The 22,376-nt window shown below is 39.6% G+C and carries 12 protein-coding genes; 2 read left to right on the top strand and 10 right to left on the bottom strand.

What is annotated here, in order from left to right; genetic code table 11:
* Positions 1–12: 12 nt before the first annotated feature.
* The 10 genes from Q1W14_RS00145 to Q1W14_RS00190 all read right to left on the bottom strand — a co-directional run bounded on the left by Q1W14_RS00145 (position 13) and on the right by Q1W14_RS00190 (position 20,274).
* Positions 13–2,157: a GH92 family glycosyl hydrolase gene (locus tag Q1W14_RS00145; protein WP_300698081.1), complete on the bottom strand. Its 2,145-nt coding sequence runs from the start codon at positions 2,155–2,157 to the stop codon at positions 13–15.
* A gap of 82 nt (positions 2,158–2,239) precedes the next feature.
* The gene (locus tag Q1W14_RS00150) at positions 2,240–3,595 is read right to left on the bottom strand and encodes a DUF4998 domain-containing protein (protein ID WP_300698082.1); all 1,356 of its coding nucleotides are present in this window, start codon (positions 3,593–3,595) and stop codon (positions 2,240–2,242) included.
* A gap of 20 nt (positions 3,596–3,615) precedes the next feature.
* Complete coding sequence (locus Q1W14_RS00155) at positions 3,616–4,827, bottom strand: DUF4959 domain-containing protein (protein WP_300698083.1); 1,212 nt, start codon at positions 4,825–4,827, stop codon at positions 3,616–3,618.
* A 26-nt stretch (positions 4,828–4,853) separates the two neighbouring features.
* Positions 4,854–6,857: a RagB/SusD family nutrient uptake outer membrane protein gene (locus tag Q1W14_RS00160; protein WP_300698084.1), complete on the bottom strand. Its 2,004-nt coding sequence runs from the start codon at positions 6,855–6,857 to the stop codon at positions 4,854–4,856.
* Positions 6,858–6,861: 4 nt separating this feature from the next.
* A complete protein-coding gene (locus Q1W14_RS00165; protein ID WP_300698085.1) occupies positions 6,862–10,053 on the bottom strand; it encodes a TonB-dependent receptor in 3,192 nt (1,063 codons plus the stop codon).
* A 200-nt stretch (positions 10,054–10,253) separates the two neighbouring features.
* A complete protein-coding gene (locus tag Q1W14_RS00170) occupies positions 10,254–11,975 on the bottom strand; it encodes a GxGYxYP domain-containing protein (RefSeq protein WP_300698086.1) in 1,722 nt (573 codons plus the stop codon).
* A gap of 971 nt (positions 11,976–12,946) precedes the next feature.
* On the bottom strand, positions 12,947–14,125 hold the full coding sequence (locus Q1W14_RS00175; RefSeq protein WP_300698088.1) for a sugar MFS transporter: 1,179 nt from the start codon (positions 14,123–14,125) through the stop codon (positions 12,947–12,949).
* 31 nt (positions 14,126–14,156) lie between these two features.
* Complete coding sequence (locus tag Q1W14_RS00180) at positions 14,157–17,288, bottom strand: GH92 family glycosyl hydrolase (protein WP_300698089.1); 3,132 nt, start codon at positions 17,286–17,288, stop codon at positions 14,157–14,159.
* Between the two features lie 121 nt (positions 17,289–17,409).
* Positions 17,410–18,504, bottom strand: coding sequence for an ROK family protein (locus Q1W14_RS00185; RefSeq protein ID WP_300698090.1), 1,095 nt, complete (start codon positions 18,502–18,504; stop codon positions 17,410–17,412).
* Between the two features lie 39 nt (positions 18,505–18,543).
* A complete protein-coding gene (locus tag Q1W14_RS00190; RefSeq protein WP_300698091.1) occupies positions 18,544–20,274 on the bottom strand; it encodes a class I mannose-6-phosphate isomerase in 1,731 nt (576 codons plus the stop codon).
* 155 nt (positions 20,275–20,429) lie between these two features.
* Between Q1W14_RS00190 and Q1W14_RS00195 the strand changes: the two genes are divergently transcribed.
* Positions 20,430–21,158 (top strand): GntR family transcriptional regulator, encoded by a 729-nt coding sequence (locus tag Q1W14_RS00195; protein ID WP_300698092.1) that lies wholly within the window; start codon positions 20,430–20,432, stop codon positions 21,156–21,158.
* A 122-nt stretch (positions 21,159–21,280) separates the two neighbouring features.
* Positions 21,281–22,354, top strand: a complete 1,074-nt coding sequence (gene mnmA, locus Q1W14_RS00200) for a tRNA 2-thiouridine(34) synthase MnmA (RefSeq protein ID WP_300698094.1) — start codon at positions 21,281–21,283, stop codon at positions 22,352–22,354.
* Positions 22,355–22,376: the final 22 nt, after the last annotated feature.

Raw genomic sequence — 22,376 nt, forward strand, 5'->3', positions numbered from 1 at the left:
TTTATATGTTTATCATTTTACACATCCCCATTTTTTATTGGGTTTACTATCTACACAATATTCCAGCTCTGCCCCTTTTGACAACTTACTCCAGTCAATCCAGGAGGAACTGTATTTATTCCCATTAATCTTTAATTCTTTTATATATGTTTTCTTAGAATCTCCACCTTTAATTACCAGTTTGTCTTTGGGTAGCTGTATTGTTATTTCCTCAAACTGAGGAGCGTTTATTGAAAAACCGGCAACTCCTGGAATCATTGGATATAATCCTATGGAAGCAAAGACATACCATGCTCCCATTGCTCCACAATCATCATTTCCAGGTAATCCATTAGGTTTGCTGGAATAGATTTCATTGAAAATTCGATGAATTACCTCGGATGTTTTATATGGTTTGTTCGTCCAATTATATATCCAGGGTACCTGGAAATCCGGTTCATTGCCAGCTGCATAATAATGGTCATCATAGCCGGCATCTAGTTTCACAAACAAAGAATCTAACCTTCTGGATGCTGCATTTTTTCCTCCGATAGTGTCAATGAGGGTTTCTAAATCGTAGGGAACCATCCAAAAATAATTCTCTTTAGTTGCTTCTCTCCAATCATCATCGGGGTTTTTCCAACTCATGTCATGATTATGTCTTGACCTGAGCCATCTGGTTGAAGGGTCATATAAATTCTTCCAGTTGCCTGCACGATTGATAAAATAACTGGCATCTTTTTCATTCTTGATGGCCTGAAGGGCAAACTGACCTATTGCATAGTCGGTAGAAGTATACTCCAGACATAAAGATGCATTCTCTATTCCTTTCGACAAATAGTTTTCCAATCCAGGTCTCACTACTACATTTTGCGAATGGGTTCCAACAACCATAGCTCCACGCTTCATGTGCTTGTATGCAGCTGCTGTGTCAAAATCTCTGCCTCCAAAGGCGTATGTATTCGATATAATTATGGGAATTGGATCTCCATGCATAATTCCTGTTTCAATATTGGCTATTACCCATCTGCCATAGCCGCCACTCTGTTGTGCAAATTCAACTGCAGATTGAACCATATCCGAGGATTCCTTTGGAAAGAGCATTGCCAACAATTGGCATTGTGTGCGATAGGTATCCCAACCACTGAATGTTGTATAGTAATCGCGATTGTCTTTAACTCTATGGATATTAAAGTCGGCACCCATATATTCTCCATTCACATCATTGAATATATTGGGATGAATTAATGAGTGATAGAAATGTGTATAGAATTGCTTTAAGCGGTCTGTATTGGATGACTCTATGGCTATTTTCCCCAAGTATTTGTTCCACTCTTTTTCCGTATCTTCACGTACAGCATCAAAATTGCGATTGTTGTTGTCTAAGCGGAGATTTTCATGTGCATTCTTTACAGAAACATAGGATATGGCAATTTTATATTCAACTACAGAGTTGTTTTGAGTATCGAATGTGAAGTAGGCACCGGAATTCTTTCCCCCAATTTGTAACCTATCCTTTCTTAAATCAGAATTAACCCATGTGCCGCAGGCAATTGCTTTTGAATTAAATTCTGCGGCAAAATAAATCTTATAATTAGCAGAATAACCGCAGATTTCACCTCCTTCTGCATAACCTTCACAAGAATATGGAGAGGTTATTTCTATTTGGGCATTTGATAGGGAAGTAGAACCAACACCAGCTCCTATAATAACTGTTCCTTTGGGCTCTTTCTCGGAGAAAGTAAACTTAATAGCACCACTTCGTTTTGAAACTGTTGTCTCGCAGTTTGTTCCATCTTTCATTGTTATTGCAAGATGCCCTGCTGTCGAAGAATTTGCTGTCTCATATCGGGGAAAACTTTCCATATTATTAGGGGATGATTTTAATTCTCCAGAAATAGGCAAAACAGGAAAATTCCCCATATGAGGACAACCGGCACCTGACATCTGATTTACTACAATCCCTTTATGAGGAGAGAAAAAAGCAGGAGTGATTTGCATCATTCCAAATGGATATGCTGCGCCTATAAAAGTGAATCCGCATCCTAATCCATTGCCTTCAGTGCCAATTTGGGTATCTACTAACTTTGCATAATTTGTGATTGATGAGCCCGTAGCCATAATACTCTCTGTCCAAGAGATGCTAAGTAATAGGAATAGATAAATATGTTTTCTCATGTTGTTTTGCGATTAGAATATTATCCGGCAACCTATTAAAATAATAAGCTGCCGGAATCACTATTTTAATTTGAAAACTATTTTATTCAATAGTATATGTAATACCTGTTGCCGTCAATCCCATTTCACCAATGTTGAAGTATTTGCCTCCTCCGGTATAACCACCGTCTTCACCGAAATACTTGTCACTAGGAGTTGACCCGTCCGGAGTTATACAACTCATAATACGTAATAGAATGTGACGAGGTTTGAACGAGTGATCCAAGTCGGTCAATTCACATGAACTGGTTTGCGGATTTTTTCTTGGATTTTCATATTGGAACCAACCTTTGCCAGCTCTTTTCCAACCTCGAGTGATAGCTTCCGCCTCAAAACCTTCTTCATCACTTCTTGATTGTATTTCATAACCTGTTGGACCACCAGGACCATCATCAATCGATTCACGTCCCCATATTTCAAATTTTACAACATCCCAACCAAAATAATTATTTCGGCCGATAATTGAAGCTGCTGTAAGGTAAGTTTGTTTGCCAAGATCAAAGGACATGTGTGCAGGGAGTGTACTTCCATCATTCCAACATTCCCATGCTGCATCTCCTCCGCTTTGATTATCAAATATAGCTTGTGGCGCACCTGAACCAAATCCTTTTCCTGTATTGTCTGTAGCCGTATATTTGGCAGATAAGATTTTGCTTTTATCAACCGGATAATATGACACATGTTGTTTAGCAACTTGAACCAGTGTCGGCAACTCTAATGTATCTAAGCCTAATTTATCTTTAGGAAGTACGAAGGTTGTCAATTCAAATGGAGAGTTATCATTATTATCCCAGTTTGGAACTACTATCTTATCTTTTATTTCTTCACTTTCGATATTTTGAGCTTTACCATCTTTATCTTTATAAGTCAGCTTGTATTTGACAGCCATTTTTGATTGAGATAAAGTCAATTCAGCGCCACCTTCATCATTTACAAACAGGTCGATTATAGATAGCTTGGACTGGGTGTGCACATAGATGTCGCCATAAGAAGCACCTGCTGCTTCCACTACAATCGACTTGTTCCCAACATCATCCGTCGTGTATAACTCAAAATCATAATCACCTTCCGGTAGTGGGGCAATAGTGAACAATGTATAGTCACCATCTTGATTCTCTTTCAGATTAAAGATTTTTTCTTGTGCTACTCCTTCAATGTCTGTCCATTTTACGACGCATTCCACGGCAGTACGCAAATAAGTGTTCTTTGCTTTAATCACAACCCGATCCTTACCTCCTTGTACTATTACGGAGTCCATCTTTCCAACATAGATTGTTTCACCCATATCGAGATACTCTTTCTGCCTGTCTGTTATATCAGAACAAGCATTCAGCAATATTATAGTTAATAAACTCATCAAAGTCCAATAACATTTTTCTTTCAGAATAGTATATTTCATATCTTTTCAATGTATTTAGATTATTTCCATTGTGCCCAAAAGCTTAACTCACCCAAAAGCGCCATGTCTGTTCCGGTAAAATTGTCGATAAATTTGAATCTTAAATATCTAAATTCGGGACGTGGAAATGGTGTGTCAATAGTAAACATGATACCTTTTTCAGCCGCTTCATAATCTTCTGAAGTTAAAGGTTCTCCGGGTTTGCGTCCTGATGGTCTTTTAACTTCAAATGTCTCGATATTCAATTTAGTCCATCCCTCTAATGGATCATCATTGTTTACTGATGTTGGTAGTTTTTCAACTCCATACACCTCGAAATGTTTAATACAGTTAGCATTGAAGATTTCGGAGTCTCCCAATCGCTGTTGGAATAGAATGCGTCCAATAGGTGCTGTAGTACCCAAATCTATACAGAAATAATGTGGAAAAGTTCCATTTCCTGCTGTTTGAGCGAAGTTCCATGCACCTACGATATCATCCCACAGATTTTCTGGACGTCCCATCCATGAATACCAGTCATCTTTATCAAAAACCTGAGGTTTGCCAACATATTTGAAGAGCTTCTTGTCGAGATATTCTTCTCTCCAGGGTCTATCTTCAATAGTCAAGGGCTCAGAAGTGTTACCAAACCGGTCTCGCACCAATATTTGGAATGTATTGGTCTTATTGGGCAATCCCACAACTTGATACTCACCTTCGGCTTGTGTAAAGACGCGTGCTTGATAAAATAACATTCTATCCGAGACACTGTCTTTCTGTTGCAAGTAGATGGATAATTCGGATTTCGACGGATTCTTATATTGGATTCTGAATCCTCCAAAATCTGCTTTACAGACAAGGCTCTCGCGCATTACTTTAACAGGAGATTCATCCGGTATAATCTTAATCTTTGTCGGTTCCGAATAATTTTCACTTTTATCTATTGCATAGAGAGCAACTTCATATTCGTTACTATCGGGCAATCCTTCTAGAAGTAACTCCCTTTCATATTGAGATGCAACCGCATCTCTTTGTATGCCGTTTACGTAATATACCGCTTTTATATAAGCTAGGTCTTTATCTGCGGGTAAAGTATATTTAAATCTTGCCCCTCCTGGTATCGGAGTATATATAACATTGCTCACAGATGCCGGTGGTGTAGTATCATTCGGCCCGAAAGGCTTTAATAAGTCCTCTTCAGAACAAGCCGTTAATATTGTTACGATACTTAATGCTAATAATATTTTTTTCATTTTTCCGGTGATTTATAAGATTAATATTACCATCCCATATTTTGTTGCAACTTATGATTGGAGTCAAGACTCTTTTGTCTGATCGGCCAGAAGTAATCTTTGGTTGCAAACTTTCTATCATAAATATAAGTTTCTATATAATAATCGTTTTCCGTGACACCTTGTGCATTCCAGCCGCGTATGGGTCTGTTAAAGTAACTTCCAGCTAGCATCCAGCGTCTTAAATCCCAGTATCTTTGTCCTTCAAATGCTAACTCTACCATTCTTTCCTGACGAATTATATCTCTCATTCCCTCTTTAGTTTTGGGCTTTTGGGGAGAAGTGCTGTATTTTGCCCAAGTATCAACTAAGTTCATTGTTTCTTTATCCAATCCGGCTTTCGTACGAACGGGCTGTATATATTCATATACCTCACTATCCGGTGCTTCTTTTGATTCATTTAATGCTTCTGCGCACATTAGATAGAGGTCTGACATTCGTATGATTGGGAAGAAATATAAAACGTCTCCAATATTGTCGATTACATTTACCACAAACTGCCTTTTCCAAGGAATTAACTTTTTACAGGTGTATCCGGTTACGCAATACATAGTGTTCTTTGCACCGGCAAAATCCATTGCTTTAGAGTGGATGACATAACTATCTTCTTCATTAGGCTTCTCTTGACAGTAATATTTGCCTTGATCAAATCCCACATAAGCATAAAATCTTGGTTCTCTATGTGTGTTGTAATACGGAACTTTTATACCTTCTTCTGAAGTGAAATAAAACTGATAGTCTTCCGGTACAGAAATCAGTTTGAAACGATCTGAATATTGGTATGTATAATCTTCTTCGATAGGTATACCATTATTCGAATAAAACTGATCTGTCATATTCATAGTTGCTCCATGTAAATTATTAAATCCTAATGGGCGTTCGGAAATATGTTTGGCATTCAATGGACTGGATGCATAGTATATAAGTCTGTTAACGTCCTGACGTCCTATTCCCCAAACTAGTTCGGGGTTATCGGTATTCTCTGTAATCTGTCCGCGTAAGCTCAATTCAAGAACTGTTTTGTCAGAAACATTTAATCCAACAGTCTTGGGATCTAACGTATAGAAACCCATGTCTGCATTATGAGCTGCTGTAATTGCATCTTTGCAGGCTTCTGCTGCTTTCTTCCACTTTTCTACTGAATATTCAGGATTTATAAATGGTTGGTCAGCGAAGTTTTTGAAGTTGCGAAATTGAGTGTTTCCATTGAAAATCGGACTTGCCGCTAAAACTAAAACTTTTGCTTTTATTGCTTTTGCAACAGGAAGGTTGATACGTCCTAAATCATTTTGACGTCCTACAACTGTAAGAGGCAATGCTTCACTGCTGATAGCTTCGTCCAAAACCTCAACTATTTGGCGAACTACATCGTCTACCGGCTCGCGCTCTCTTTGTACTTCTTCCGGCGGAAGAGAAACATCAAGATTTTCTCCCATAAAAGGAATTGGTCCATACATCTGGAGCAAGTAGTAATGATAGTATGCTTTTAAAACCTGACACTCTGCTTTCCACTGAGCTTTTTCTTCAAGTTTCATATCAGGTACTAAGTCGATATTGTCAATAAGGATATTGCAATTTCTTATACCTGCAAAAAGACTCTTAATATAGCTTTTCTCTTGCTGATCTCCAAATACCTGACTGAGATAACTATAATCTCCACCATCCCAATAATTCAATAATGGAGTGGTTTTGTCTTGTCTCCCTTTGGCTATAAACTCAGTACTTTTATTTCGATAATAATAGAAATTGTTATCCATAAAAGTTGGATTCCAAACTTCATCTCCACATAAGAGGGCTGGGTTCTGCATTATGTTTGCAGGTCGTGGAACGTAATCATAGCATGTGTGCAACATTTTATATGCTCCTTCCCGAGTATTAAACACTTGTTCTATTGTGGGAATATTATCAGGCACAACATTTAAGTAATCAGAACATGATGTGAACATGCACATCAGTGTTCCACAAATTATGGCGTATAATTTACTTTTCATAATATTAAAAATTAAAGTTAAGTCCAACATTAAATACACGCTGAATAGGATAATTCAGGCCACTACCTCCCATTTCTACATCCCACAGCTTGAATTTGCTCCAAGTCAAAAGATTCATGCCACTTACATAAACACGGAATGATTGAATAGCAATTTTCTTAGTAATTCTTTCGGGTATAGTATAACCTAATTCTACCGATTTTAAACGGAGATAACTGCCATCGCGTAGCCACCATGTACTAGGTTGCTCATTATTAGGTCTTGATGTGTCTGACAAGCGTGGCCATAAAGCATAACTGTTTCGATTGGTTTCTGACCAGTGATCATCGGCCCAAGCTTTTAGCAAAGCATGATTTCCCACAAAAGGAGCAGTACCAACTGTGTTGCTACCCCAATCAACATTTGCAGTCGGGTCAATCATGAAAGAAACTTTGGAGGCTCCTTTTAAAAAGAAGTTGAAGTCAAATCCATAAAAGCCAAAAGACATACCGAAACCTCCTTCAATCTGAGGTACACTAGAATAGCCAATAGGAACAAAGTCATGACTATTTATCAGTCCATCGTTATTAATATCACGATACTTGATATCACCAGGCATTACTGGATTATCATTTATATTATCAAAGGTCTGTTTGGGCGAATTGGCAATATCGGCTTCATCAATAAATAACCGCTCTGCTATTAATCCTCTTTGTTGTCCGATAAACTCACCCTCATTCTTTAACCAATCCATACCTGTAGGGACAATTTCTTCGTATTTGGTGTATCGGCTTCTTGCATAAGTAAATGTCATAGTGGATCTCATCCATATATCTTTGTTGAATACATGGCTTTCATCTAAAGTAAATTCGAAACCACTTGAGCTAGCTGCACCCACATTAGCGCGGACGTCAGCAGGGGCACTGCCATCTGCAACCGGTACATCCGTAAGTCCCATTGTAGAAGGAATTGCTGTACGGTTAATTAAAATATTAGTACGCTTTTCTTTAAAGTAGTCAAACTGGATTTCGAGTTCATCAAATAAAGTTGCTTCAAAACCTAAATTCAATTTAGCTGCTTTTTCCCAAGTAATAGCTGTATTAGCAAAACGATTAATTTTTATACCAGAAGAGTTGGCTGTGGGGCTACCTGGATTTTCTCCAAAATCATTATTGAGCCCTTTGTCTTTGCTTATACGGGATAGATAGAAGAATCTGTCATATGCATCTCCAATAGCGTCATTACCAACTAGTCCATAGGTTCCCTTTAACTTTAAGTTTGTCAATATGTTATTTTTCTTCCAGAACTTTTCATTTGTTACAATCCAACCAACTCCGAAAGAAGGAAAAAAACCAAATTGATTATGCCGTGCAAAACGTTCGGCACCGTTGTATCCAAAATTTGCTTCTAATAAATAGCGATGATCATAACTATAAGTAAAACGACCGGATATACCTAAATTACGTGTAGGTAGAGATCGTTGTAAGTCATCTCCAAAGTCAGATGTAACAATTTCTCTGATGGTGCCTACGACCATACCAGATACTGCGTGTTTCTCATTAAATTCACGATCATAATTTGCCGACAATTCACCATAAATTGTAGAAAGCACATTCTTATCTCCTCCGGTAAAGCCTAAAGCTTCATCGCCTTTGTGGAAATTATTCAACTTGAAATATCCGGTTGTTGGATTATAAGTACTCATTGTATAATAATATGGGTCATAAAAACGATTAATCGCGTATACCGATTCTCTTGTAGTACTACCCATTACTCTTGCAGACAAGCCTTTAGTTATAAAATCTAACTTCTGTCTCAGTTCTATTTGGGCAACCAGATTTGTTTGCGTTGATTCTTGATAGCCTTTAACCATATCTGCGTATGGATTTATGAAGCTATATTCAGGAGTACCTCCAAAAAGAATATGTTGAGTGTGTATATTCATATCGTCCGGCTTATAGAAAGCAGGAAAATCAACCGGATTTGCCAACATTACTCGTTGGTACATCTGATTACCGGAATACATCGGTCCGTGTGCCGAGCGAAAGTTTGCATTGAATTTAACTGACCCTTCTGTCGTAGAGGTAAAATTAATATTTGTATTAGAACGAATATTGATATTCTTGATATTAATATTGTTGTTAAAATTATTGCGACTATCAGTTTTAAGAACACCTGTGTCATTATTTAAAGCACCTGCAATATAATAACGTACCTTCTTACCACCACCACTCAAACTCATGTTGAAACGCTGGTTGGTTGTCATATCTTTGAATAATAACTTTCTCCAATCATTTGCTGGATAGTAATATGGATCACTTCCGGATTCTACTCCTGCAATTTGGTCGTCACTATATCTGCGGTTGTACAATGGATGGCGGGTAATAATGGCTTCATTGTTTAGTTTCATATAGGTTAACGGATCGGCAAATTCTACATCTCTTGTGGCTTGACTAAAAGAATTTTCAAAACGGAAACTTAGATTTGTTTTTCCGTCACGTCCTTCCTTTGTAGTTACCAAAATCACGCCATTTGCACCTCTTGAACCATACAAGGCAGTAGCTGTAGCATCTTTCATAATAGAAAAGCTTTCAATATCATCCACTGCTAATCTCGCTAAATCATTAGTGGAAAGTTCCATGTTGTCGATAAGAATAAGAGGACCTTTAGAATACTCGTTAAATGTGGCTACTCCTCTTACAAAGAATTGCGCATTATCAGCTCCTGGTTCACCTGAAGTCTGCATTGAAATCAAACCGGCAATACGTCCGCCAAGTGCTGTAGTTAAATTACTGGAAGGAGCACGTAATTCTCCCGGTTTTACAGTTGTGACAGAACCTAATAAGTTTTCTTTCTTTTGTTTACCAAAAGCTACAACTGTTACTTCATCTAACTTATTAGCCGATTCCTCTAACTTAATTCTTAGTGTTTTTGTGTTTGTAATTTTCACCTCTTTGGGTTCATACCCAATGAAACTCACTAATAGTATATCTCCAACTTGAGCGTTGATACTAAACTTTCCATCAACATCAGTAGTTGTGCCAACTGTAGGTTTGGATTTGATAACGATTGTTGCCCCAATGACAGGTCCCAAATCATCAAATATTTCTCCTTTCAATTTCGTGTTTTGCGCTGATAAGTTTTCAATGCAAAAAGTCGAAACAATCATGAGTAGTATGAAAATACTACATTTCTTTTTTGATAAATAATTGTTCATTTAGTAATTAGATTTTAATGGTAAAAAAAGTGACTTTTCTATGCGGGAAATTATCATCTCTCGCAGTAGTTAAATTTGAATTAGGTGATCTGCTTTTTCATGAAATATTAATTTTAAAGATTAATGTCAATGTATGTGTTTGAATCTTCTTGCTGAAATTGTGTTTTTAATTTCACTATTAAATCTTTTAACCTCTCTTATTACTGTATTTCTAATTTGTTGTTAGTTTTTTGAGTGGGATGGTACTTCATACGTATTCTCCAAAGTAATTCATTTATAGATATTGTTTTTATCTGGTTTAATAATAACTTTTCTGTTGCAATTATAGGATTCATTCCAACTGCGGGAAGTTCAGTAATTCTACTTGATCTCTTAAAATCAGACCATGCATGAACAATAGTCCATGAGAGTGCATTGTCTTTTTTAGACTCTAATGAAATTACATCACGGTTAATAAGTGAGGCAACATACTCTGGTGTACCGCAATAGGGTCGTCCTTTATGAACCTCATCCCATAAAGAATAACTTGCGGTTACTACTGGTATATCAATTCCCTTATTATTCTTATACCATAAGATATTTTCTCCTAACTCGTACGGGAAATATTGTACAGCCAACATACCTGTTATTCCTGTCAATTCTTCTGCATAAATTTGAAAAGCCTCTTGAGAATTCTTACTCATTACATCGCGACATATGAAACCGAATATTTTAATGCCTATTTGATTGAGATGAAAGTTTATCCTTTGAGCAAACTCTCTTAACAGTTCACTTCTGTTGGGTCTTTTTATGGCAAATAAATCTGGATATTGATATCCGCCACCATATTCAATATAGGAATTCTTGTCCCCTTGTAAGTCAACTAATTCATTCCAAGTGAATGGAGAAATCACTGATAAATTGATCGGACAAAGTGTCCAGCTAACCCCAGTTTTATTCATCTTTTCATTCCCTACATAGCATTTGTTTCTTGTAAAGTTTCCAATTGTCCACTGCATGTTATCCCCGTCACTCATAACAAATGAATGGAAAGAGGATTTGTCGCAGAGGTCAATATCCTTTAGTGATATTTCTTTTGCTTTTTTTAATTCTACTTTTCCAAAAGTTGAGGATATGAAAGGAAGATTAAAACACCAATCTGATGCAGTGTTATAATGCCCCCATTCTGAAATCAAACTGGTGAAATCATACTCGTCGCCACACCCCCAACCTAAAATTGGAGACATTGGCTTGACCCACTCAAGTACTTTTTCGATCAGCGCTTTCCTGTCTGAATACAACATCAATTTATGGGCAATGGCATAATCGCGCATGTTAGTGACAGCAGGATGAATGCTTAAAGCAGAGTTGTTATTTAGCTTTTTACTGTTCTTATTAAAACATTCTTCTAAGGTCTCTTTTCGAACATCTTTTAATTCTTTTAGTTGATGTTGTTGTGCTTTTGTCCTCAGACTTTCATCAATAAGAATACCTGATAATAGAGAAGCATATACTGTAGCTACATTACTTGAATAATCAGAAATGTTATGTTGATCGTATTTCTCTTCTAATTTGTATAATACATACCCATTGATAATCTTTTTCTTTCTTAAATAATCGACTAACGACCATAAGTCCATCTTTTTTACATCGGAAATATTTAAAGCTTTTAAGCTTGATTCATACAAAGACTTATATGAGTCATTATTAATATCCATCCATACCATTTCATTGAATTTTCCCTCATTAACAGCTTTTGCTGCTAATCCCGATAGTGACTCAAGTAACATGATTTCAGCTAAAGTTCCTTTGCGCTCGCATATTATGATCTTTTCAGGGGCTCTTTGTACTGGCCAGCCATATCTTCCATTGTATTCTTTAGCGCTAGTAGAAGAATTGAAGAAAATAATTAATGTGATTAAAATAGTAATTGTCTTTTCCATTCGTCTTTATATTGATTATTGTGGTTAATATTAATGCATGTTCGTACGATTGTCTTATATGTATGAACATTTGTATGATGCAAATATATAAACTAAATCTATAACTCGCAATAGAAACGCTTAATTATTTTATTATAAGCAATTAGTTTAAATAAGAAAGATAAGAAACTATAAAAGTTCTTGTTTGCAGTCTAACTACGTTTTTAAGTTTATGATTTAAGTCTAATGTTTTGTAATATAGGTTGTTGTCCTGCTGTTGGTAAAGGCGTTTATATGTGTTGATCCCAAAAAACTTTTATGAACTATATAAATATAAAACTGAGAAGTATTGCTAAAATGTTTCTACATTGCTGTTTTGTTTGTTGGTACATTGATGGCAACATATCTCTTAAGAAGGGTAGCATACTACAAGACGAATCAATAAATTAGTTTTTTATTTTACTTTATCCCTAGTTAAAATGCATGTACTTCATAGTTTGTTGTCTGAAATAGCAGTCAGTAGTAGTTAAGATATGGGTTGTTGATCTGTTCCTGTACAGTGTTTGTTGTATCTTTGCTTTGAGTTGAAAATTGATTCACATTAGTGAATCGATTAATCCTCATTAATGAACATATTTATTCATTGCAGTAAACTGATTTATTCACAATTGTAAGCTTTTCATAAACCAAAGAGCTTAACAAAAGAAACATGAGAACTTTGCAGAAGAAACTACACGCTTTAGTGTATCATATACCTTCACTTTGTACAAGAAATGCCTGTTTTGCGGAAAAAAAGAATAACTGAAATATTGAGTAGGTAGAAGGTATTTGTTTGATTATTAAATATTTGTAGTGGTATATACTGATAACAGGTATGAGGGCAAACGTTTACCCTCATACCTGCTATCATGGTTACTCTCATGTCTCAAACACCGATGAATAAAGAGATGCGGAGTGTTTATGAGGGCATGAGGGTAAAAGTGCGTGCAAAACTAAATTGAGCAGCTCTTTTTCTTCACTACCTTGATGCCAAAAGCGCAGTAGGTAAGGTAGAGTACGCAGAGTAGTGTTACGGCTACTCCTCCCAATATACCTACAGTCCCTATAGCCAGTCCGATCGCGGGGGTGACTACTCCGCCACCTGCAACAGCTGTAATCATCAGACCGGAAATTTGATTGGCTTTCTCGGGACGTGCTTGCAGGGCCATTGAGTAGATAATGGAGAAAACGGAAGAGGCGAAGAAACCTACAGCTCCGATACAAATGAGGTTGACAATATCATTTTCTACTATCATAAGTACCAGTAACGAAGCGATGCAAGCAATCATATTGACGCGGAAATACTTCATCTCGGCTATGCGTACTAATAAGAATGCACCCAGCAGTGCGCCAATCGTACGACTGAGGAAATAGACTTGCGGAGCAAACTTAACCTGATCGTCCGACCAACCAAAACGAACTGCCATTAGTTTGGAACTGATAAAGTTGGTGGCTACATCTACTCCTACAATGAAGAAGATACCTAGGAAAAGAAGTAGGATAGTGCGGTCTTTCAGTAAAGCAAAAGTATTGCTCATAGAAAGGGTAGCTCCGGATGATTTCTCGCGTTCGATAGGAGTTGCCAGTAACCAAATGGCTGATAGTAAGGTGATGGCACCCAAGATAGGGAAACAGTAATACCATTTGTCTGCTCCAAAATAGCTGATTGCCAACAGTACGATTTCGGGACCTACCAGTGAGGAGACGGCTTTGATTACCTGACCGGCTGTCAAACTGCTTGTCAGCAGTGAACTGTTAGTGATAATATTGCTCAATAGCGGATTAAGAGATACTTGCAGAATGGCATTTCCGATACCTAACAGTGCATAGGCTGTCATACAAGTAACGCTGTTGTAAGCTATCAAAGGGAGGAGCATACCTGCTATTGTTAGTGCCATACTGAGGAGTACAGTATTCTTGCGTCCCCATTTGTTCATTTGGTTGCCCACGGGGATGCCGAGGAATAAGAACCAGATGAATACCATGGAAGGAACAAAGCCGGTCATGACATCCGACCAGCCGAAGGTGCGTTGAACATAGTCCGATGATATGCCAACAATGTCACAGAAGCCCATCACGAAGAATCCGAAAAGGACGGGGAGGGCAGTAATTAATGTATGCTTGTTTTTCATATACTTTTAATGTTTTCTTGTGCACTGGTGGTTAATTGCAAGATGAGGCTACACCCCAAGATGTATTAGGCTTGTCGCCCATCACCAGAATCAATTCGCCGCCTTTCAGTAACTCTGAAGCGGGGAAGAAGAACTGGTTCAGAGGTTTTCCATTCAGCGTTGCACTTTGAATATACTTGTTGTTGCGCGATGCATTCTTGGCTTCAATAGTGAAAGTTTTACCACGGTTATAGCGTTCTCCAAGGTCGATTACCACTTTCTCGTAAAGCGGGCTGGCAATCTCGTAAATCGGGTCGATGCGGCATCCGCCATCTGTTTGGAACAAACCTAAAGCTGCCATTACGAACCAAGCACTCATCTGACCTTGGTCTTCGTCACCCAAATAGGCGTTGGCGATTCCTGCACCATAATACTTGTCGATGATGGAACGTGACCATTTTTGAGTAAGCCAAGGTTTCTTTGCCCAGTTGAAGAGGAATGCGAAATGCATGGACTGCTGGTTGCCTTGTACTACCGGATAATCCCAATACTGGTCGTTCGGAGCATTGTATCGCCACGGTTCGCTCACTTGGAATCCCCAGTCGAGGCGGTCAACGAATGTTTTCTCTCCCAATATGTTTACCAATGCCGGAACATCTTGCGGAACGAAGAAACTCAATTGCCAGGAGTTACCCTCTACGTAATGATGATTGCGTCCTGATTGGAATGGATCGAAATCGGGGATGAACACTCCTGCGGTATCACGCATGTGTGCATAACCGTTCTTCGGGTTGATAGCGTTTCTCCACCAGGAACCACGTTCGTTGAAAGTATTATACTCGTTGTATTTACCTAATGCTTTTGCCATTTGTCCTACGGTCCAGTCATCGTATGAATATTCTAGTGTGTTGGAGAAACGTCCTTTCTCGATAGGCACATATTTGTACTTCATATAAGGTACGAGGTCTCGATTTCCGGCGAATCCACCTGCTACATGAGTGGCGGGAGTGGTTTGCATCTTCTTCATGGCTTCGAAAGCCTTCTCTGCGTCGTAGTCGCGAATGCCCATCTGGTAAGCCGATACCATCAAAGGTATTTCATGCTCTGCTACCATTACCGGAATGTATTCCATGCCGGCAGGACCTTTAGCCAACCATCCATTGGAGTCGTACATGGCAAGCTGTGAGTTCACCCATTTGGAACTCCATTCAGGAGTTACGAGATTCCAGAATTGATTCAAATTCCAGAAGCTATTCCAGAAGGCGTCGCATCCCAAGGCTACATGATTAGGATTGGTGAATTTGCGTACTTTCTCGTCGGGTGACATCCATTCACCGTTTACATCGCTCCAAAGGTTGCGGCAAAGTGCACGGTACATATTAGTATAGAAACGTACTTTCTCGATACGGTCGTTGGTGGTGATAGTCAGACGATCCAGGATATCATTCCATACATTCTTCTGATTTTGCACAACAGCATTGAAGTCCCAGCCGAATTTGTCGGAGATTTCTTTTTCCAAATTCTCGGATGCATTGGCGATGCTCACCAATGAGATACCTGTGCGAGCTTGTACTATCGGATGATTCTTGGTGTCGAACTCTACATATAGACCGGCATCTTTTAGGTTCTTGCCTGAGATGGAATTGCCTTCAATTACTTGATCGTTTTTCCAGCCACCTACTTTTTTGATAGGAGCGTCGAATTCAATGACAAAGTTTACTACATATTCCTGATCGGCATCATCACTCCATACGTGTGGACGTGGAGATATCTGATGACAATAACCTTCGATGCGGTTGTCGCTTACCTTTTTAACCTCTAAGTCCAACAGATTATAGTCGTACTCAGCTTGGATGTGCAGGTCTATCATGACACGACCATCCTGATTTTTAGGGAAGGTGTATTTCTGGAAGCTGGCTCTTTCGGTAGCTGTAACTTCCGCCAGAATTTTGGTATCGGTCATAAATACCTTGTAATAGCCCAAAGGAGCTTCTTCGGTTGTCTTGTCGATACGTGAGCGATAGCCTTCGTCGGGACGGAACTGGTCGCCTACTTTGGTGAATAACTTGCCGTTGGTCGGCATCATACCGAGTCCACCCATGGTCCATTCGTGAATATGACTAAAGCAACCTACGGTTTCGAATGTTGGTTGATAACCGGCTTGCCAGCCCATGTTCTGGTTATCAGGACTCAGTTTAACCATACTGAAAGGCATCCATGGACCCGGTGCAATCATCCAACGGGAGTGTGCCGTACCTATTTTGGTATCTACGTAATCGGCAAGTGACTGTATCTTCTGTGGAGAACGCATGATAGTGCCTTTTTCCAGAAGTTGGTTGTTTACCAATATCTGATACTCACTTTTCTTGTTTTTCTTAACGGCTGGCATGGGGGCTTCGAATACATAACGTGCTGTGTCGAGAGTAGCGGAGAATGTTTCGGCGCCATCTATTTTTACAGTCAGTTTCGGATTACCTTTCAGATGTTCTACATCTATCAGCAGAGGTTGTACGCTTGTTCCGTTCTGATTAATTTCGTATTTGGCAGGTGTTACGCCGCGAAGGAAAGCATATTCGTTGTTCTTGCCAAGCTGAAGAGCGTCGTTACCTTCGAGTTTTATTTGGTCGAATACGATCCAGCCACCTTCCAGTACGGAGATGGTAACCTGGTTGCCACCTGTTTTTAAATCCGCTGCGCTGATGGGGAATTCGAGAAGTTGCTCTTTGGCGTTAGTGAGATTACCTTCCAGCACTTCTTTGGAATTACCTTTTATCTCGAACTTCTTTTCTACAGAGTTCACGATCACTTTCACGATGGAGCGGTTAGGGTTGGCGTCTACCAAGTCGACAGTCAATTTCCAAGTTCCTTTTTTAGGAAGACTTTGGATGTTGAAGAGGATGTTGGCGTCGTGCGTTCTCCAACCGGAAGTACCCCAAGTGCCTCCCCAAGTGTCATCGGGACCGGGCAGTACGTAAGGGAACTCTTTTTTGTCTACTGAGGTTCCTACCAGATAGTAACGGTCTTCGTAACCGAAGTCGTGTGCCAGAAATTTCTTGTAGTCCGAGGGACCCAAGGCTAAGTCGGCACCGGTATTGTTGTTGCTACCGATGCTCCATACCTCTTTTGCGCTTGTGGTGAAAACGGCACAACAGGCAAATACTAAAAAGGTGATTAAGTTTCTCATATTTATCTTTCTTCTATATTATATAATCTTCTATTCTTTTGCTCTAGTGCGAACAGTTATAATTTTGTTATCCTTAAAAACAATCTAATCTACCTTGATCTAACTAACCTAATTGGTATTCTTAACCTAATTGTTGCAATGCGAAAGAGTATGCACCCAGTGCTACTGCCTTGCTTGCGCCTAATGTGGAAACTGTGATTCCGATGCGTTTGTGAGAATTATATTGAACGTGTTTGTTTGTTGACGGCACTTGTACCAGTGTTGTTCTATTCTCCAGAAATTTCTGACGTTCCTCTGCTTCCATCAAATTGCAAACCTCCATTTGAAGACAAGCGAAGTTTCTGCCTGCAAAAGTGCTGATGGGACGGTTTAACTCTTTCATGATTCCCGGAAATATATATTTGGATGCTCCTGCCAATCCACCTCCTATGACTACCAATCCATCTACGATGTGTAGGGCTCCGGCAATGGCGGCTCCTGCCATTTCGCCCATCTCTTCGAAGCTGCGGATGGCGGCATCGCTGTTACCGGGACGGTTGCCTTCGGCAATATCAAAGATGTCTTTGGGTGTCAGTATGGTTGCATCTTCACCGCTTAGTTCGCTATATACACGGCAAACGGCTCTGATACTTACACTTTCTTCGGCTATCATTTCCGGGTATTTCTTGTTGCGCATAATCCAGACGTCACCGCCACAACCATTGTCGCCTGTCAGTAGGCAATTGTTGATAACGACCCCTGCACCGAACCCGGTTCCTAAGGTGATGCCCAGCAGATTCTTATATCTCTTCGGATTGCCGGAAGCTTCCAGTTGGGCATTGATGGCAGGCAATGTACCTGCCAGTGCTTCGCCGTAGGCAAATAAGTTTCCGTCGTTATTGATATATACCGGTATTCCGAACTTAGCTTCGAGAAAAGGACCTAAAGCCACCCCGCCATGAAAAGAAGGAAAATTGGGCAAGTCGCCAATGATGCCATTCTCATAATCGGCAGGACCAGGAAATGCAAAGCTGATAGCTACCGGTTCGTCTTTCAACTGCTCCTTGATTAAACTGAACCCTTTAATTAGTGTGGATAAACATGTATCCAAATCATCCGAAGCAGCAGGAAGACAAATCGGAGCTACTACCTCCTCGCAAGCTTGGATTGCGGAGAATACAAAGTTTGTACCTCCGGCATCCAAAGTCAATACAATGCGTTGATCGTGCTTATACATATATTTATGCTGATTGAGTTAACATGGTTTCTACTTGATTTAAAATCTCACGTATGCCTTGATGGTTGCACATTCTTGTCCGGCAGATAATCCGTAAGGCGAAATGGTGTAACTGCCTACACTTGCCGGAATAATAAATGTCTCGGCATAGTGTACAATGAACGGATCGAACTGGTTGTCCGGACTTTCTACGATAGCTTCTTCACCTTCTACCAAGTTCAGCACATTGACGCTGTTATTGGTGAAATGAGTAACGGGTTTCGTAAACCAATGACGGCGTGTTTCTATAAATTCATTCGGATGCAGACCGGTACATTCTTCTCTCCAACCATCGCCGTTTTCTATTTCGGTCACGTGATTGGCTAGGTTTTCTTTTACATACTGTGTGTCCCGCTTCCAGTCAATTACTTCTTTTCCTCTTTCTACATTGATAGGACGCGGTTTACCGTCCAGCCCCAATCGCTGCCAATCCCAAAGCTTGAAAGTAAAGAGATTCGGTGTGGAGCTGATTTCCAATACCAATGCTTCTGAACCTGAGCAGTGAACCGTTCCACCAGGTATCAGGTAGTGGTCATGCTTCTTGGCGGGCAGCTTGTTGACATACTTTTCTGTATCAAATACGATTTTGCCTTCCTGAGCTTGACGCAGGTCGTTTATCATATCGTCTTTATTGATGCCTTCTTTCAGACCGAGGTATACGGTCGCACCTTCTTTGGCATCGAGCAGATAATAGCTCTCGTCCTGTGTATAATACATGCCGAAGCTTTCGCGGATGAACTGCGTGGTAGGGTGAACCTGCACGCTCAAGTTGCCACCGCCTACAGTATCGAGGAAGTCAAAACGGATAGGGAAATCCTTACCGAATCGTGCTTCTACCGGTTCGCCAAGTAGGTCTTTTGATTTCAATAGAACCAGATTTACTGATGGCATCTCAAATCGCACTCCATTCACTTCGAAGAAAAGGCTGTTCTCTTCGGGAACACAATCGAAGCACCAACCGTAGTTCTCTTTTTCCGGATCGAGTCCGCAAACCTCTTTCATCCATTGACCACCCCAGGGAGCCGGATCGAAGAAAGGCACTACACGGAAAGGGCTTTTCACCGTCTCCTCTATACCTTTAAAGAATGTATCTTTGTCGATCATCTTAGGCTCGCCCGCAATGTGGGTGTCAATCCAGAAACTAATCCTATTAAACAATCCTTCCTTATATTGATCACATATTCTCCAATCATTGAAATAGCCTCTTTTGTATTGCAATGAAACGGCGTCTTGGCTGTTGTCTATACCCAGCGCTTTTACTTCATGGCGGCGGAAGCGTTGTTGGATTTCCCAACGTGCCATATCTACATATATTAATGTAGCATCGGCAGGAATGATGGTTGCGGCTCCGGTACCAATGACAATCACATTTCCGGTAGCTGACTCTATTTGCTGTTGAGCTGTTTTTACTTTCTGGGGGTCGAAGTAGTTGTCAAGCTTTAGATTGGTGATGTAGCCAAACAGGACATCTTCCGTCATAAACCGTTCGGTCATTATTTTGACTTCTTCTTCAGCTTTCATTAAGTCGCGTGTCTTTATGATTGTCGTGTCTGGCAAAAGTGCAAGTGCATTAATAACTTCTTCTTCGTGTACGCCAGTGTAGAAGTCTACTCCTAAGATTGACTTCTCGTTAAGGCATCCGGATGTCACAGCCCGAATGTTTTCCCACCCTTGGATAATAGTTCCTGAAATCTTGGTGGATGGGAACCGATCGTAATTTACCTTTCTCATGTTTTCTATGTACCTTTAATTGTTATATATGTATGAACATGTTTGTATTTTGTGCAAATATACGTTCTTTGGAAATAAAACAAAAGAAACTACTCTTTTTTTTCCAAAAAAGAGTATATTTGCCTCGTAAAAACTAGAGATAGAAGAATATGAGCATGAAATTAGATTCAAGTAGTGGAAAACCTCTTCATATTCAGGCTGAAGAAGTTCTCAGAAAATTGATCGAATCAGAAGAGTATAAGAATGGTAAATTACTGCCTAATGAAATTAAATTGTCTGAACAATTAAGCATTTCTCGTAACACTTTGCGCCAAGCTATAAACAAACTTGTGTTTGAAGGACTTTTGGACAGAAAGAAGGGGTATGGTACAAAGGTCGCCAAAAAAGGAATTACAGGAGGAGTGAAGAACTGGCTGAGCTTTTCACAAGAAATGAAGATGTTGGGTATTGAAGTTAAAAACTTTGAACTTCATGTCAGCCTTAAGAAACCCAATGAGGAAATATGTAGTTTTTTCAATATTTCACCGGATAAAGGGACTAGGTGTATCGTTTTGGAAAGAGTTCGTGGTAATAAGGAATATCCATTTGTTTCGTTTATCTCTTATTTTAATCCTATCATTCCGCTGACGGGCGATGAAGATTTCACTCAACCACTTTATGGAGTTCTTGAAAGTAAGTATAATATAATCGTAAAAACTAGCAAAGAAGAGATAACTGCCCGGTTGGCAGGTGAGATAGTTGCTGATAAGTTGGAAATAAAGCCAAGTGACCCTATATTAATAAGGAAGAGGTTTGTATATGATATTAATGGTCTGCCGGTAGAGTATAACATTGGGTATTATCGGGCGGATAGCTTTACGTATACGATTGATGCGGAAAGATAATTTGAATTATAGATTGTTCTAAATTAGGATATTTAAGTGAAGGCATGCTAAAAAGGCATGCCTTTTCTGTTTCTTCTCCCCGAAAACATCTATTTTTGCAAACTAATGAATGGATTTCGACTATGAATGTAATGGAAAAGCGGGTGCTAGTAGGTATGAGCGGCGGTATAGACAGTACCGCTACTTGTTTGATGTTGAAGGAGCAGGGCTATGAAATTGTTGGGCTTACCATGTGGGTGTGGGGTGATGAACCTGCCGAAGCACGGGAACTTGCCAAACGTATGGACATAGAACATTACATTGCTGATGAACGTGAAGCTTTTCGCCAAGTGATCGTACAGAACTTTATCGATGAATACCGCCAGGGACGTACTCCCAATCCTTGTGTGATGTGCAACCCCCTGTTCAAATTTCGGATTCTGACCGAGTGGGCGGATAAATTGGGATGTAAGTACATATCAACCGGACATTACTCCTGCTTGGAAGAACTAAACGGTCATGTTTATATTATAGCTGGCGATGATGATAAGAAAGACCAGTCCTATTTTCTTTGGAGATTAGGACAGGATGTATTGAAACGTTGTATCTTTCCTTTGGGAACTTATACCAAAGTGCAAGTGCGTGAATATCTACGTGAGAAAGGATATACCCTCAAAGCCGAAGAAGGTGAAAGTATGGAAGTTTGCTTCATCAAAGGTGACTATCGGGATTTCTTAAAAGAACATTCTCCTGAAATAGATCGTGAGATAGGTCCGGGATGGTTTGTAAATTCAGAAGGGGTAAAGTTAGGAGAACATAAAGGTTTCCCTTATTATACCATCGGACAACGCAAAGGATTGGAGATTGCTTTAGGTAAGCCGGCTTATGTATTGAAAATAAATTCTCAGAAGAATACGGTGATGTTGGGAGATGTTGAACAATTGCAGGCAGAATATATGCTGGTAGAGCAAGAAAATCTGATTGATGAACAAGAAATTTTTGAAAGTAAAGAACTCACGGTACGTATTCGTTATCGCAGTAAACCAATTCCCTGTACGGTAAATCGGTTGGAAGACGGTCGTTTGTTGGTGCATTTCCAAAAAGAAGCATCTGCGATTGCTCCTGGACAATCTGCTGTATTCTATATCGGTAGAAGGGTAGTGGGTGGTTCGTTTATCGCTTCACAAAGGGGGATCGGAATGTATCTGGGAAATTAAAATCAAATGTAAATTGAAACTA

This window comes from Bacteroides sp., from assembly GCF_030151085.1.
Lineage (GTDB): Bacteria > Bacteroidota > Bacteroidia > Bacteroidales > Bacteroidaceae > Bacteroides.

What these genes read in the sequence shown, in the direction of transcription:
- Q1W14_RS00165 (WP_300698085.1), bottom strand. Translation starts at nt 10,053, where the DNA reads ATGAACAATTATTTATCAAAAAAGAAATGTAGTATTTTCATACTACTC.
- Q1W14_RS00160 (WP_300698084.1), bottom strand. Translation starts at nt 6,857, where the DNA reads ATGAAAAGTAAATTATACGCCATAATTTGTGGAACACTGATGTGCATG.
- Q1W14_RS00185 (WP_300698090.1), bottom strand. Translation starts at nt 18,504, where the DNA reads ATGTATAAGCACGATCAACGCATTGTATTGACTTTGGATGCCGGAGGT.
- Q1W14_RS00175 (WP_300698088.1), bottom strand. Translation starts at nt 14,125, where the DNA reads ATGAAAAACAAGCATACATTAATTACTGCCCTCCCCGTCCTTTTCGGA.
- Q1W14_RS00170 (WP_300698086.1), bottom strand. Translation starts at nt 11,975, where the DNA reads ATGGAAAAGACAATTACTATTTTAATCACATTAATTATTTTCTTCAAT.
- Q1W14_RS00180 (WP_300698089.1), bottom strand. Translation starts at nt 17,288, where the DNA reads ATGAGAAACTTAATCACCTTTTTAGTATTTGCCTGTTGTGCCGTTTTC.
- mnmA (WP_300698094.1), top strand. Translation starts at nt 21,281, where the DNA reads ATGAATGTAATGGAAAAGCGGGTGCTAGTAGGTATGAGCGGCGGTATA.
- Q1W14_RS00150 (WP_300698082.1), bottom strand. Translation starts at nt 3,595, where the DNA reads ATGAAATATACTATTCTGAAAGAAAAATGTTATTGGACTTTGATGAGT.
- Q1W14_RS00155 (WP_300698083.1), bottom strand. Translation starts at nt 4,827, where the DNA reads ATGAAAAAAATATTATTAGCATTAAGTATCGTAACAATATTAACGGCT.
- Q1W14_RS00190 (WP_300698091.1), bottom strand. Translation starts at nt 20,274, where the DNA reads ATGAGAAAGGTAAATTACGATCGGTTCCCATCCACCAAGATTTCAGGA.
- Q1W14_RS00195 (WP_300698092.1), top strand. Translation starts at nt 20,430, where the DNA reads ATGAAATTAGATTCAAGTAGTGGAAAACCTCTTCATATTCAGGCTGAA.
- Q1W14_RS00145 (WP_300698081.1), bottom strand. Translation starts at nt 2,157, where the DNA reads ATGAGAAAACATATTTATCTATTCCTATTACTTAGCATCTCTTGGACA.